This is a genomic window from Flavobacterium esculini (assembly GCF_048284325.1).
In the GTDB taxonomy this organism is placed as follows: domain Bacteria; phylum Bacteroidota; class Bacteroidia; order Flavobacteriales; family Flavobacteriaceae; genus Flavobacterium.
The window spans coordinates 122469-137057 of the sequence record NZ_JBLVPI010000008.1 but is presented as its reverse complement, the minus strand read 5'-3'; the positions used below and the strand labels follow the sequence as shown (position 1 = coordinate 137057).

Genomic DNA, 14589 nt, shown 5'->3' with positions numbered 1-14589 from the left:
AGAGAGGGAGACCAGAATCTGCTTGAAAATGAAACAGACTTAGATGACAAGGACTAATTAAATTAAAACGGATTTAAAAAAGGGTAGCGTCCTACTAACTGTGTAAGTTGAAAAGTTATTCTGAAAAATATTTGAGCTCATTTAAAAAGCTCAAAAATATTTTTTGGAAATAACTTTTTTCCTATCTTTAAAATACTTCTATTCGCTAGTGTCTCACAAGTCTTCTAAATAAGCCATTCTACCGTGACCTCTTTTAACATCATTAATTCTGCTGCAAAGAAGTTCCTCGCTTCGTTATGATAATGCTTTAAATAGTCGAGAGAGTGTTTAGAAACACTTTATAATATTTACTTTTTTTCAATTCCTTTATCTTTCTTATGAGAGAGTCCGAGGCAATTGGTAGTAAATTTGTCTGTATATTCCCAAAGCATTTTCGTTCTGTGTAATTGTTTTTAAGACTTTAACACATTGCTTAAGAAAAGAAAGTTACCTTGCCACTTAATTTACAACAATTTAAATACAAATAATTATGAGAATGAGATATTTTTTTATTACTATAATATCTGTTTTAGCGAGCGGATTATTTTTGAATTCATGCTCAAAGGATGATGCTGCACTTCCAACAATAACTTTTAATCAAACAGAGGGTAAAGCTAATTCACAAGGCGAATTTACAGTGAGCGGCCATATCCAATCTGAGATTGCGCTTTCTAAGGTAATAATTACAAAAGAGGGATCAAGTACTCCATTTTTAACGGATGATACGACAGCAAAAAATAAAACCGACTATGATTTTGCGTATTTGATTACAGGTGTTACTACTAACACCTATCTAATAGTTGATATTTATAATCAAGCTAATGATAAAACAACAGTACGATTTTTAATTCGTCCTTAATTAAAGGAATTACCTTTTATAATTATATTTGCTGGAGAATCTCACCTGCACTCTGAAAAGCTGTACTTTCCAAAAAATATACTTCCCTATAAGCTGCGCAAGGTGATAACCTTTGCGCTTTTTTTATGGGATTAAATCTGAGCGAGTTGAAAAACTCCAAATGATCTTTTTTAAATTCATGATTGTTAGTTTTAAGGATTATTGTTTTAAAGACCGTTCGATTTCAGAACTGATATTTGAATAATGTGACATGTTTTTTTTTATACATGTACATCCATCAAGCTATTGAAAAGTCCAAACACATTGAAAAGCCAAACAATTACAACTAGCACAACCATAATGTTTAATTTTTTTTTTATAAAAACAAACCTCGCTTAAAATGACTTAAGCGAGGTTGTTTTTTATGGTATTCAGTGTCGATTTAGATTTTTAGAGAAGTCGGCAACGGCTGCCAATGTTTTGTAGTACTTATATCCAAACCTTTACAACCTAATTTTAACTCCACCATTCAATATAAATCCATCTGTTGGCGTGTAAACTTCTCTAAATTGTGGATTTTGAATTGTTCCCGAATACATGTTTTCCCATTTCGATTGTCGGCTGTCCAAAAAGTTTTCAAGATTCAAAAATATGCTGAAATACTTGAATTTGTATTCTCCTGAAACTCCCATAACCCAATAATCCCTAACTTTTTCGTTGTTTGTCAAATACTGGTTTCCAACATAAAAAACTTCGTAAGCGATTCTCAATTTCTCTTCCCATTCATACATTACGTTTGCATTTATTCTATGTTTTGCCGTTAAAGGGTTTATAGTTGTTGTGTTATTAAAATTTCTATTTGCGTCAATATAGGTATAACCAATGTAACAGGAAATATCTTCAAAACGAAGCTTTACGTTTGTTTCAAATCCTTTAGTTTCTATATTTCCGTTGGCATTTTCAAAGGCATAATTTACTGTCGATGGGACTGGATTAAGAACCAACGGGTTTTTGATAATGGTATAAAAAAACATTTGATTTATGGCAAAACTTACCTCTTCAAAAATGGTAGTTTTGTAATTGACATCAGCATTTAATCCATACGATTTTTCAGGATTAACTTTTGAAAAATCAAGTGAATTTATATTTTGAAACGCTTTTTCTTCGGTTTCTTCCGAGAAAATGGTTGGTGATTTGTATCCTAAACCACCGCCAAATCTTGAAGATAATTTTTTGTTGATTTTATACAATAATGATAAACGAGGCAAGACGAAAACATTGCTTCTGTTTGTAATGTCTAAACGCAAACCGCTTTCTAAAATAAATTTTTCGGTTATGTTAAGATTGTTTTGAGCAAAAAGACCAAAGGCAGCATTGTAATAATCTAACTTGTCAGCCATTAAATTCATTTGTTTGAAATTGTCCGAAACTAAATTCGCTCCCAAATTCCATTCTGATTTTTCGTTAGGGATTAGATAATTGGCTTCTGTAAAAGTGGCTATTTGTTGTCCTTCAAAATTATAAGTTTGTTTTTCTATTTTTCGGTTAAAATATCCAACGCTATTTTTAATGGTCAATATATTTTTATTGTCAAATGTTTTTTCAAATTTTGCTTGTGTCGAATATCGATTACTGTTATTTCGCTCAAAGAACATATGCGTAGCATCTGATTTGTTTTCTATTACTTGCATATCCCCACCAATTCGGTTTTCAAATCCTGCGTTTGCACCAAAACTAAAAGTCGTTTTCTCGTTTGGATAATAAAAAAACTTTGGGCTTATGGTATATCTGTCAAATTTTGGTATATCCGAGAAACCGTCATTATTCACATCGGTTGCTTTTTGAGAATTACTTGAAGCATAAATTGTAAGTCCTGATTTCTTGTATTTTTCAGCATAAAAACCACTTAAATCCAACGCTTGTGTTTGATTTATGTTTGCCAAAAATGAAATTTCTCTTGTGTCGGTCGGTTCTTTTGTAATTAAGTTTATCAATCCCGCAATGGCTCCGCCTCCATAAAGTGTTGAAGTGGAGCCTTTGATAACTTCCACGCGTTTTAAATTCAAAGGTGGAATTTGTAAAATGCTCAAACCACTTGCGAAACCCGAATACAAAGGAAATCCGTCTTGTAAAAGTTGTGTATACTTCCCATCTAATCCTTGAATTCGAATGCTTGCACTTCCCGAAACTTGGGAAGTTTGTTGCGTTTGAATTCCTGTACTTTCAGTAAGCAACATTTTTATATTCCCTGGTTGCATTGAAGATTTTTCTTCTAATTCTCCCGCTGCAATCGCTTCGATTCGAGTTGGAGTGTTTTTTATTGTTCGACTACTTCTCGTTGAAGTAACTTTAACTTCTTCTAATTCTTCCGATGATGGTTCTAAAAATATTTCAATAGTTTCATTTTGAGGGAATAAAATATTTTTTTCCATTTTTCGGTAACCAAAAGAGCTGAAAACAATTGTTTGCTTACCGCTGGGAATGTTTTCAATTACTACAAATCCTTTTTCGTCAGAAGTAGTGGAACCGTTTTGATTTCCGGTTAGAAATACAGAAACGCTATCAAGTGCTTTTTTTGTTTTTTCATCTTTGATGATTGCTTTAAAAGTGTTTTGGGCTGTTGCTAAAAATGGAAATAGCAAAAGAATGAATATTATTTTTTTCATTTTGGATTTAAATAGAATTGTTCTGAAATAGTGAAACCGACAACTGCATAGCAATTGCCAAAAAAGTTAAATCAGAAATCATCAAATCAAGAAAGAAGAATATAGAATAAAAAGCTTATCCCGTTTTGGAAAGAAAGATTTTTTGTAAAATGAATTGCATTTAGATGCAAGTAGAATTGTACTTAAATGGAATTGAATTTGCGTGTCACAATAAATGTCACAATACGGAATGCTTTGCGTTACGTTGTATGCAAAGATTTGGTTATCACATTGCTGAAAGTAGATGTGACTTTCATTTTCAAAATTAGAATTTTTCTCAGTATCTGAAAATTCAAATACGGTATTGATATAGCAACACGAAATCAAAATTAGAAGTACTATTTTAATATATCCTTTCATTGTCGCAAATGTACAAACTATAATTCTGTTTTGTGGACAAGTTAACTGTAATTCATTAATGAAGGATTAAGTTGTAAATTACAAAGGATTTCTAATCATAACAAAAACACACCTCTCAGCATCTTTCAATATTTCCTCCTACTCTTCCAACTATCATTTTTATTATAATTCCTCAAATGCTCAGAAAATTTCCCTTTCAAGTGAAGACCTAAAAACCAAACCACAATAAATCCCCATACCTCAAATATAGAACATATAGAGAGTTACTTTTTAGCTCGAAATCAGAAAATCCTTTTTTGATAAGCTTTAATCCCTGATTGATAAGTATTACTCACCGCCAAAAAAACAGCTTCTCGCATTCCCCTCCTCCCTATTCCGGAAGAATTAATTCTGAAATATGCCAATCACCCACAATGCATAAATGAAGATAAACTATTACCCATTTTAAGCAATCAAAAAATGAATGCTTATCTAAAGGAAATAGCGGATGTTTGCGGTATTAAAAAAGATTTAACCTTCCACATTGCCCGACATACTTTTGCAACCACTGTAACACTCACAAATGGTGTTCCCATAGAAAGCGTGAGCAAAATGTTGGGACATAAAAACATAAGAACCACGCAACACTATGCTAAGATATTGGATAAAAAAGTGAGTGAGGATATGATGGTTTTACGAAACAAAATGTCAAACCAGAACAATGATAAAACTATCAAAAATGCAAATTAGAGAATTTCTACTTAAATTTGACACATAATGAGTTTAGAGTAAATAGTTCAAATCAGGTAATTTATAGTACATTTATGTTAGTTTCTGAATTTTTACACAAGAACATCTTAAATTTTTAATAGTATGTTATCAAAAACAATTGAAACACTAAAATATTTACTATTGGAATATCGTTTTTATTTCTTAAGTATTGCATTGTTATTGGCTCTCCTGCTTTATAGTTATAATAAAACTTTGTCTTTTGAAAAAGAACTTATTCGAATAGAAAAAGAACTCCATATGAATCAAGCCATTTTCGAAAAAAGACAAAAGGCATATGATGAAAAAGCAAAACAACAGCGAGAAAAACTCGAACGGATGATAAAAGAGATCGACTTACAAAAATAGGACTTGTAATCGGTACCGTTCAACACCAATTTCATTTTTCGTCCTGCGCAAGCAACTAAACTCTACCTATTTTGTGCAGTTTTTATTTCGACAGCATTCCTTTTATCATTTTTGGAACTTCCTTTTCGGGTGTTGGAAAATTATGTATTTCCTTGTTTTTATAAATATTATACGTTGATTTTGCAATAACTTTATCGCCTTCAGATGTGATAAAAACAATTTCAAGTTTATCGAGTATTTTTTTAAAATCCCATCTCCATGTATCATAATATTGAACTATAAAATCAAAACCAACAGGAGTATCTTCTTTTTTTCCAATTACAGCTATAATACCATTCTTTTCAAGCTCGTTTTTTATTACATCAGCTGTGGTGCCAATTATATCATGCTGTACTGCTGGATCATCTGATGGTATTATGTATGCGAAAGGAGTTATGATACCAAATTTAAATTGAATGTACTGAGAATTATCTGTAGAAATTATATATGCTTTTTTATAATTTTTAGTGTTGTACTCTGGTGATTTTACTGTGTTTATTGTTCCTGCACAACCATAAAACATAAAAGATGTAATTAACATAAAAGATATTCTTTGCATTGTATTTGTCATTTTATAAAATTTTCAATTTAGATTCTAGTTTCAGTTATAATCATGCACAACTCCAGCTCTGCCGAAGCTTCGGAAGAAAAACCTCCAAACGAACTTTATTTTGTTATTTAGAAGTAAATATATGATTTAAACTACAATTATCTTTCTTATTAAAACTACCTCCGCTTCCTTTCAATACGAGTTTCATTATTAGTACTACTCACACAACGAAAACTTAGCTGTTGTGTGGGTTTTATTTGTACTTAAAATACTCAATTATTTTTTTGCTTTTGTACAAATCTTTGTTTCTGCTCCAATATTCATATGCTTGTTGGACAGAACCAATAGGAATTCCTGCGTCAAAAAATGGTTCACCTGGAATTCGATGAGGTGCTGGTTTAATATGCTTTTCTTTTTTTATTTCGTCTATAAAAAATTTATTCGTTTGTATCGCTTCCTTTAAAAGAATATCTGCTTTTTTTGTATTTCCATCTAACACAGCTAAAGCTACTTCTCCAAATTTGAACTTTATAGAAAAGTCGTCTTTATATTTCTTTATTATTTTTTTTGCTTCATCGAAGTTCTTTAATTTTAAATATGTTTCAAGTAGAGTGTATCTTGCACCTTGATTATCATTTTCATTAAAGTTCAAAATATCTTTTAATACCGAAATTGCAATTTCATAATTTTTGTGTTCAATATTTTCTAAAGCGTAGTTCAGATATGCTCTTAAAAATGGTCTGTTTTCTAGCCAAGACCATATTATTTTATGTTTTTTTGAATTGAACTCTTTAGGAAGACATTTTCTTGAAATAGTATATGCTTTTTCTGCAGTCAATAAACTTTCAAATGTCTTTTTCTGGTTTCTAAAAGCAATACTTAAATGGACATAGGCATCAATATAAAATGGATGCTTTTCGATTAATTTTTTGAAAACATCTTCAGCTCTCTGGTCCTCATAGTCCAACATTTCTACCGCTTTCCAAAATTCGTCAGCGACAATTTCATTATCATATGATTCTGGATTGATAAACTCCCAATCAGTTTCATTAAATCTTTTTATGATTGGTCTTTCTAGTTTTTTTAGCATATATTTTATAAAACTAATTTGGATTAAACTTGTACATAACGGTTCGCAGCCACGCCTTGTTGCGGAAAAGCGAACTGCAATTTCTCCACTAAGATATCATTTTTTCGTGACGAAAGTGTTCCAGTTAAGAAAATCAAGCAATGAGTCGTGACTGCTGTAATGAGCTTTACTAACTTATGGTCGAACGTCGTATCTTAATATTTAGTTTCTCAACTAGGCCTTGAATTCTATCAAAAAACTCTTGATCACAATTAGGTGATACAAATATTTCATCTATTAGCGTTTTTAAGTTGATCGGAATCCTAACTCCTTTTTCAGGAGCATTTACAATAGTAATATCAGCATCTTTTGGATCAATTTCACCTTTATAATATTGTAAGCTTAAGCGATACTCATTTTCGAAACTATATATTTCATCTTTAAAATTTATTAATTCTAAAGGAAAACTCAAATCTATTTCTCGTGAATCTCGTTTAGCGTATCTAATTGGACGAAGATGAAAAGAGCCAAGTTTTGGATCTGTCAGTGAGTTAATTAGTTTATCTTCTGTAGTTTTTATTAAAATTCCATTGTTCAAATCTGCATAGGTTTTCCACATTTCTATGTTTTCATTATGATTTATATGCCAACAATTTATAAACGTTATTTTTCTTAAACTTGATAATAAAAAGTATAATTCATTTTGCATCTCAATCGCATTTTCAAATTCTAGAAACAGATTTTCAATAACTTCATTTGTGTATTCTGTAACTACACCTTCATATTGGTCAATAAACTTGTCTAATCTATGTAGATAAAGTTCAGATGAAGTAATTAAATCTTCAAATTTCTGTACCGTTATATATCTCCACAAAAATGTGTCTTCAGGCGGTGATATGCTAGTATGTTCGTAGTTCATCTTTCAAAGTATAGCTCATAATGTCCGTCTACTACAGCGGTTTTGGTATTAAATTAATCCCTATTTTCGGATTTGCCACCCGAGCTATAGCGAGCAGGCGAAGCAAATCATCCCAAATACAAAACCACACTTCAATTAAGTCTAATGCCCAAATCCGTTGTAGTAGCTGCCAATATTTTATGTAGTAGTGTATTTAATTACTTGTTTGATAAAGTTATTTATTGCACCTCCATTATCTAAGCTTTCCATAATTTTACTAACATTACCTCCAATTTGGGTACTGGTCATTAAGTATCTTCCAAATTTCGATAATGTACTTTGAGCTTTTGCTTTATCGTTATTTTTTAAAGCTTCAAGGACTTCATTTAAAATTTGGTTTACTTCGGATAAGTCTACTATGTTTATCGTTTCATTAAAAACTTTTAAGTCTTCAGTTTTAATAGAATCTATATTTAATAATTCTCTAGAAATACTTATATCGAATAATTCATCTTGCCAAACATCATTATTTTCTGGGAACCCTTCATCTGAAACTTTTTTAAAAGCACATTTAATCCCGAAAAATTGTTTTTCATGAATATGTAATATTATTGCTGATTTTTTTTCTGAATGATTGTATACTATTTGTATTTGTCCAGGAGGTGAAGAAACAATTTGTCCAACCAATCCTGTTGGAATATAAGGTTTGTCTTTGAATTTAATAATATCTGGGATAAAATTACTTGGAGATAAAATTGCTATTACGCTTCCATCAGGAATTCCATAGTCATCAATAAAACTAATTGCATTTCCATCTATTTTGGTTTTCGTTTCAGGACCAGGTTTTCGTTTTACAACATTTACATCACCTAAGATTGTAAAAGGAAAGTAATCTTTATCTTCATTAGTTGATTTTCTGTCAGTTTCAAATGTCCATTGGAAATTGTCAGAATATGCTTGATAGATATTTACACTACCATCTTCTTCAATTTTTTGTATTACTAATAGTTTAGTTAACATATTTAGAGTTAATTTTTGTTTTGGTTACCAATAACGATCTGGAGTCTCTAGCCGTTTTACAACTTATAAAAACGAGTATTTTCGACTAAACGAAAATACGATTAAAAACGGTAATTCCACTAAATTTGCAAATGGATAAAGACGTGTGTTGGTGGCTGCTATTTCTTCTTGAATATGATATCTTTGGGTATATGTTTCATTGATTTAATTGTATTCATTCCTTTTTCAAAGTCATCAGTTATTATTTTGTCAACGGGTACAATACCTGTTTTCATAGTATAAAACTCATTTTGGAATTTAAAGCCAAGTTTATTGACAAAATCCCCAAGAACTTCATCATTTTCAACTCTGTATAAAGGTGTCCATATGTGCCAATCCAATTCGCTATTAGGGATTCTTGAAACTTGATTAAGTGTGAAATAAACGAAACCATCAATGCCAGATTCCATATATTTTCTTCCCATCAGATTTGCAATGAGCCCAAGAAACACGTTGTTTTCAACAAAATAGTTTCCGTCATTACACAACAGTACTAATCCTTTTGCATTGGGAATTGAAAATGTTCTTTTTGATTCTTGAATTTGTTTATTTGCTTTGTGTAAAACTCTGTCAATAGTTTTTGAACAAGCAATAAGTAAATCATTATAGCATTCTTTTGGAAGTTGCTTTGAACCAAGTAAGATTTTAATTTTATCTCCTTGTTTTATTAGTTTTTTTTCTTCCCATTTATCTAAAAAATTGAAAATTCTTGGAATGTCTTCTTCATTATGGAATAAATCTTTTTGAAAACATTTTAATTCCGCAATAACATTTTCATTTTTAAATAAATAATCTGCATTTGGTCTGTCAACTAAATTTTGTTTATTATTAGAAATTACTTGTCCCCCAAAATATTCTACATATTCGTTGAAAAAAACTTCTACGTTTATATTTTCGGGTCTTTTTAGTTCTTCCATTTCGTAGGTTTTTTTATAATTGCCGCCAACTTATTTCCACTAGCCATATAGTGGCTGTAATCTCCCCAAATTAGATTGGCTTTATGTCGAAAAATGGCTTTCCACTGCGCTGTACCAAACTTACAAAACCATTTTCACAATACTTTACGGTTTTCCACATTATCAGAAACAAAATAAAATCTAAATAAAAAAAGATACCATGGTGTACCTTTCCTACTTAGTATTATTTCAGTCTTCAAATCCCGCAGCTTAAAAACAGTACTTTTCAAAACTACCTCAAGTTCCGTTCAACACAGCTTCATTTTTGGCTTTGCAAGTCCGGCCTTAGTTGTTGACTGTAGTTTTAATATTTGTAAGCTGCTTTACACAATTCCTCAATGTTCGTGAAATATTTTTTAAGAAGATTTATTATAGAATCATAATCACCACTAATGCTCGATGAATCTCTTTTATCTTTCTCAATTTCTTTTTCCACTTTATCTTCAGGTTCATCGTCAGCATAAGTTCCAATAGGTCCATACGTTTGTCCACCCGCGATATAAAGATTGTCCAATTTAAGAATTAATAATTCTCTTGTGTACATTGAACCATCCCAATGTGCTATTCCCTGATGTGTCTGCTTAAGTTTTGCTTTTTTAACTACCATTTTAAGGGTGTCAATTTCTTCAGGCTCCAAATGAATCCGCTTCACATATTTTACATAATCATAACTTCCAAAATCAGGAGAATCGAAAGTTAAAGTAATTATAGAATCAGTAACTATTATTTCATAAAAATATCTATCACCAATAGAAATACCATCAGTAAAATAATAATCAAGAATGAATTTAGCGTTATTATAATCTTTTTTCAAATCCAAATTTAACTTTTCAAAGTGATATTTTTTAGATTCAATTTCTTGACCAGAACATATTATAGAAAATACAATTCCAAAAACAATTACTAAGGCTTTATGCATAAATGATTAATGTTAAGTTCTTCTCAAAATTACCGCCAAACGAACTTTATTTTTACTAATTAGAAAGTAAAAATATATGATTTAAACTATAATTATTTCTCTTTTTAAACTACCTCCGGTTCCGTTCAACACAGATGCTTCGTTGTTCGTGCTGCATAATGCAACGAAGCACCTTAGCTGTTGACAGTAGTTTTTTATTCTGTTGGATTCTCCATTGGATGAAATGTTGAGACTCTTCCATTACTTAATATATGCAAAGAATAATGATTTCCATTAAAATATAATGTTCTATCTCCGTAAACTCTAAATTCTTTGCTATTTTTTAGCTTTTCATTTATTTGAGGCTTTAATTTTTCAATTGCAATCTTTAAAATTCTTTTTATGTCTTTCTGATTGTATTGAAATTTAGTTTTATTCTCAAAATGGCCTTCTATTCCTAACTCATCACAATGTCTTAAATAAATATGCAAATAACCTTCATAATCCCAATAAATTGGAGTTGCCATTTCGTGATATTCAAGACTTTCATTTTCAAATTGAACTATTGACTTTTGTAATTCTGAATAAATTTCAGGATATTCTTCCTCAAATTGTTCTAATTTTTTATTAGTTGAACTTTTGATTTCATTTTTAATTGCTTCTGTTCTTTCAATTCTTCTTTCTTTGAGAAAATTGTTGAACTCTAAAATCTCTTCTCCAGAAATATCAGTTGCATACAGTTTAGCTTCAAGCTCGTAAAAGCGCACTAAAGATTTTTTTTGACCATCTACAGTAAAAGCATGTTGTTGTATTAAATCAAATTTCTCTGAACCAGGCTCCAAATAAAGTGATAAACCGCAAAATTTAGCCCATTCCTCATCAATTAGAATATCCCCGTTTTTTATTCTTTTACTGTAAAGCCATAAATAAGCTCTGTTTGGGTCAAAGTCAGTTGGATCAAAATTAACAGTTATGGTATTTGGAATATTCTTTATTCCTAATTGATTATAAGATTTATTACTTGGTAAATTTGAAACTAAAATTTCATAAATATCTCCCGATTTAAATCCATTTTCAATCAAGTCAGCTTTTTGCCCATTGCTTAAATTTTCATCATTTGAGCAATTTATTTTTACCATTCCGTTTGTTCTTGGTACATTTTCTTCTGAAATGGCTTTTTCCAATGCTTCACGTTCTTTTTTATAGTAAATGGCTACACCAGATATATTCCTTCCAAATTTAGTTGCTGATTCGGAAAATTTATGAAATTCAATTGTAATGTACTTATTCTCATATTGCCCATACATTGCATAAAGTTCTTCAACTGAAAATTGAAATTTTTCAGATAGTTGATTTTCTACGTCAGTTTTAAATTTTTCTAGTTCAGACTCGTAGTAATTTATTTGAGCAGTTAAGAAGTTTCTTCTTCCTTCATTTTCTAAAGGCAATTCTGAAAGTTCTCTTTTTGCATTTAAAACTTGATTTTCAACCATATCATTAAGCATATATAGTGAATGATCATTTACTTTAGTACTAATTCCAAACATTCGGTTTCGGTTTTTAAAATTACTGGCAATTTGTTTACACCAACAATAAAACGCCTACAATCCACCTGAATTAGATTGGCTTTGTAACAAATTATAGCTTTTTACTGCGCTATATCAAACATACAAAACCATTTCTATATTTTTTTACAGTTTTCCAGATTATCAGAAAAAAGAATGCATATAAAAAAGATGCCAATTTCACAGCATCTCCTTAATTATTTATCTCAAAACGAATTATTCATTTCTTGTGTCTATCCTTCCAGCTATCATTATAAAAATAATCCCTCCTAAAATCATATATTTTCCCTCGTATATAAGCTCCCACTGGGAGTGGTAACTATAAGGGCGAGTAGAAACGGAAGTTTAGTTGTATTTTGCTGAAGAGCAGTTTTTTTTTAGATATCCGCGTTATAAACGCTCTGTTTTATCTTTCTAATATAAAATGGTACTCGATGCAATCGAGCCAGATGGGCAAAAAAATCAAACATCTATGTATTTAATCAGTTTTAAATACTCATTGTCGATTACACAAACCAACTTTGTGAGATTTTTTGTATTTTAGATTAAAATAATTTATCATGGCAAAAAAGAATACTGGAGAAGAAGAAGAAATAATGTTATCAATGCCTAGACCAAGGCTGACAAAATTGATTGTAAAGAATTTTCGTTGTATTGGATCAACGGGAGTTGAAATCGATCTAGATGAAATCGTTGTACTGGTTGGCCCCAATAATGTAGGGAAAAGCTCATTACTCCGAGCTTATGAGATTGCAATGTCTGATGGTTCAAATGCTGCCAAACTTAGCATTGACGATTTTCCTAATAGAATACATGACGAAAACAATCTTCCGCAGATTGAATTACACACAGTAATATATGACGAAAGAGTTGGAGCCCAATGGATTCAAGAATTTGAAGATGGGTGGCTTGTAAAGGAAAAATGGACATGGAAAAAAGACGGTGTCCTCCCCGATAGACAAGGATGGGATGTAACTATTGCAGATTGGCATGAAAATAGTTTCCCTTTTGGACCTGCAAATATTGCTAACTTACGAAGACCAGAGCCACATTCTGTTAAAGCATTTGATACTCCTGAATCACAAACAAATGTGATAAAAAGCATAATTTTAACTGGTATACAAGAAAAAATTAAAAGCCTGCAGGCTGCTGATGCTGAACATGAGAATGAATATCAACAGCTATTGCAAAAGGTGGGACAGCTTCAAGGTAGGATAGTTGATGAATCTAGAGAACAAATTGACAAGGCAAATGCAGAGTTGTCAAAATTAATATCGGAAGTGTTTCCTAATTATGAAGTTAATTTTGATGCAAAAGTTAGTGAACAAGTAGATTTAAAAATGCTATCACCTGATGCAGATTTAACCATGGGACCGAAAGGTGGGTTTCAAAGTTCGATTGAAAAACAAGGTAGCGGTGCAAGAAGAACATTATTATGGACTGCTTTAAAATATGTTTCTGAAATAAACCAGAAAGTTAGGGAAGACGGTAAACCAAGCAGACCTCATTTGCTATTATTGGATGAACCTGAAATTTGTTTACATCCTAATGCCATACGTGAGGCATGTAATGTGTTGTATAGTTTACCAACAGGCGGAAATTGGCAAGTAATGATAACGACACATTCTCCAGTTTTTATTGATTTTTCCCGTAATAACACAAGTATCGTACGTGTTGAAAAGAATGTTGCTGGAGAAATTAAAGGGACTACAGTTTTTAGACCCAAAAAGGCCAAACTGGATGCAGATGACATGGCAAATCTTAAATTACTAAATCTATGTGATCCTTATGTTGCTGAATTCTTTTTCGGTGGTAAAGTAATAATTGTTGAAGGTGATACAGAGTATACCGCGTTCAACTACATAAAAAATAAAAAACCAGAGCTATACAAAGACGTACATATTATTCGAGCACGAGGAAAAGCTACAATTGTTTCACTTGTAAAAATTTTAAATCAATTTGGTGCAAATTATTCAGTTTTACATGATTCAGATCGGATTTTTGCAAAAGATGGAATTAAAAAAAGTCCAGCATGGGGGAACAATCCAAATATTTTAAATTCAGTAGCTGAAAGCCCAGAAGGGACTAAGGTACGACTACTTGCCTCTCTTCCAAATTTTGAAGAAGCATACTTTGGAGAAGAAATCAAGTTGAATAAACCATACAATGCATTACAAACTATTTCAACAGATGAACATAAATTTGCGATTGTGGAGCAATTGTTCAAATCGCTAATTGATCATTCAGAACCTATCCCAGTAAATTGTTCAGAATGGAGCACAATTGAGCAATTAGAAGCTGATTTATTGGCAGTTTGTCCAAATTAAATTCTAAAATATTAACTTACTTAAATATTTTATGAAAAAAAGCTAGCAAACAGAAAAAGATGCCTAACAGCATCTTTTTCTATATAGTATTATTCCGGTATCAAAACCCGTAGCTTATTAAAACTCCTCCGGCTCTGTTCAACATAGGTGCTTCATTATTGGCTTTACAA

General features: G+C 31.1%; 11 protein-coding genes and 1 pseudogene. 4 read left to right on the top strand and 8 right to left on the bottom strand.

The features are described 5' to 3' along the window. The first annotated feature begins 535 nt into the window (after positions 1-535). A complete protein-coding gene (locus ACNQGG_RS09115; protein WP_417963215.1) occupies positions 536-898 on the top strand; it encodes a hypothetical protein in 363 nt (120 codons plus the stop codon). 482 nt (positions 899-1380) lie between these two features. Here ACNQGG_RS09115 and ACNQGG_RS09110 read toward each other — a convergent pair whose 3' ends face one another. Next, on the bottom strand, positions 1381-3543 hold the full coding sequence (locus ACNQGG_RS09110; RefSeq protein ID WP_417963213.1) for a TonB-dependent receptor: 2163 nt from the start codon (positions 3541-3543) through the stop codon (positions 1381-1383). 741 nt (positions 3544-4284) lie between these two features. Between ACNQGG_RS09110 and ACNQGG_RS09105 the strand changes: the two are divergent. Further along, a pseudogene (locus ACNQGG_RS09105) lies at positions 4285-4671 on the top strand (site-specific integrase); the annotation flags it as partial. 123 nt (positions 4672-4794) lie between these two features. Then, a complete protein-coding gene (locus ACNQGG_RS09100) occupies positions 4795-5058 on the top strand; it encodes a hypothetical protein (protein WP_417963211.1) in 264 nt (87 codons plus the stop codon). Between the two features lie 82 nt (positions 5059-5140). Here the strand turns inward: ACNQGG_RS09100 and ACNQGG_RS09095 are convergent, their stop codons facing one another. The 7 genes from ACNQGG_RS09095 to ACNQGG_RS09065 all read right to left on the bottom strand — a co-directional run bounded on the left by ACNQGG_RS09095 (position 5141) and on the right by ACNQGG_RS09065 (position 12074). Continuing rightward, positions 5141-5668, bottom strand: a complete 528-nt coding sequence (locus tag ACNQGG_RS09095) for a hypothetical protein (protein ID WP_417963210.1) — start codon at positions 5666-5668, stop codon at positions 5141-5143. A gap of 232 nt (positions 5669-5900) precedes the next feature. Then, positions 5901-6737: a tetratricopeptide repeat protein gene (locus ACNQGG_RS09090; RefSeq protein ID WP_417963208.1), complete on the bottom strand. Its 837-nt coding sequence runs from the start codon at positions 6735-6737 to the stop codon at positions 5901-5903. A 169-nt stretch (positions 6738-6906) separates the two neighbouring features. After that, positions 6907-7635, bottom strand: a complete 729-nt coding sequence (locus tag ACNQGG_RS09085) for a hypothetical protein (RefSeq protein WP_417963206.1) — start codon at positions 7633-7635, stop codon at positions 6907-6909. A 177-nt stretch (positions 7636-7812) separates the two neighbouring features. Next, on the bottom strand, positions 7813-8634 hold the full coding sequence (locus ACNQGG_RS09080) for a hypothetical protein (protein WP_417963204.1): 822 nt from the start codon (positions 8632-8634) through the stop codon (positions 7813-7815). 158 nt (positions 8635-8792) lie between these two features. Continuing rightward, positions 8793-9590 carry a hypothetical protein gene (locus ACNQGG_RS09075; protein WP_417963202.1) on the bottom strand — a complete coding sequence of 266 codons (798 nt, stop codon included), beginning with the start codon at positions 9588-9590 and terminating at the stop codon, positions 8793-8795. A 343-nt stretch (positions 9591-9933) separates the two neighbouring features. After that, positions 9934-10548: a hypothetical protein gene (locus ACNQGG_RS09070; protein WP_417963200.1), complete on the bottom strand. Its 615-nt coding sequence runs from the start codon at positions 10546-10548 to the stop codon at positions 9934-9936. A 194-nt stretch (positions 10549-10742) separates the two neighbouring features. Further along, positions 10743-12074, bottom strand: coding sequence for a hypothetical protein (locus ACNQGG_RS09065; RefSeq protein WP_417963198.1), 1332 nt, complete (start codon positions 12072-12074; stop codon positions 10743-10745). Between the two features lie 578 nt (positions 12075-12652). Between ACNQGG_RS09065 and ACNQGG_RS09060 the strand changes: the two genes are divergently transcribed. After that, complete coding sequence (locus ACNQGG_RS09060) at positions 12653-14419, top strand: ATP-dependent nuclease (RefSeq protein ID WP_417963196.1); 1767 nt, start codon at positions 12653-12655, stop codon at positions 14417-14419. The last annotated feature ends 170 nt before the right edge of the window (positions 14420-14589 follow it).

What these genes read in the sequence shown, in the direction of transcription:
- ACNQGG_RS09115 (WP_417963215.1), top strand. Translation starts at nt 536, where the DNA reads ATGAGATATTTTTTTATTACTATAATATCTGTTTTAGCGAGCGGATTA.
- ACNQGG_RS09110 (WP_417963213.1), bottom strand. Translation starts at nt 3,543, where the DNA reads ATGAAAAAAATAATATTCATTCTTTTGCTATTTCCATTTTTAGCAACA.
- ACNQGG_RS09100 (WP_417963211.1), top strand. Translation starts at nt 4,795, where the DNA reads ATGTTATCAAAAACAATTGAAACACTAAAATATTTACTATTGGAATAT.
- ACNQGG_RS09095 (WP_417963210.1), bottom strand. Translation starts at nt 5,668, where the DNA reads ATGACAAATACAATGCAAAGAATATCTTTTATGTTAATTACATCTTTT.
- ACNQGG_RS09090 (WP_417963208.1), bottom strand. Translation starts at nt 6,737, where the DNA reads ATGCTAAAAAAACTAGAAAGACCAATCATAAAAAGATTTAATGAAACT.
- ACNQGG_RS09085 (WP_417963206.1), bottom strand. Translation starts at nt 7,635, where the DNA reads ATGAACTACGAACATACTAGCATATCACCGCCTGAAGACACATTTTTG.
- ACNQGG_RS09080 (WP_417963204.1), bottom strand. Translation starts at nt 8,634, where the DNA reads ATGTTAACTAAACTATTAGTAATACAAAAAATTGAAGAAGATGGTAGT.
- ACNQGG_RS09075 (WP_417963202.1), bottom strand. Translation starts at nt 9,590, where the DNA reads ATGGAAGAACTAAAAAGACCCGAAAATATAAACGTAGAAGTTTTTTTC.
- ACNQGG_RS09070 (WP_417963200.1), bottom strand. Translation starts at nt 10,548, where the DNA reads ATGCATAAAGCCTTAGTAATTGTTTTTGGAATTGTATTTTCTATAATA.
- ACNQGG_RS09065 (WP_417963198.1), bottom strand. Translation starts at nt 12,074, where the DNA reads ATGTTTGGAATTAGTACTAAAGTAAATGATCATTCACTATATATGCTT.
- ACNQGG_RS09060 (WP_417963196.1), top strand. Translation starts at nt 12,653, where the DNA reads ATGGCAAAAAAGAATACTGGAGAAGAAGAAGAAATAATGTTATCAATG.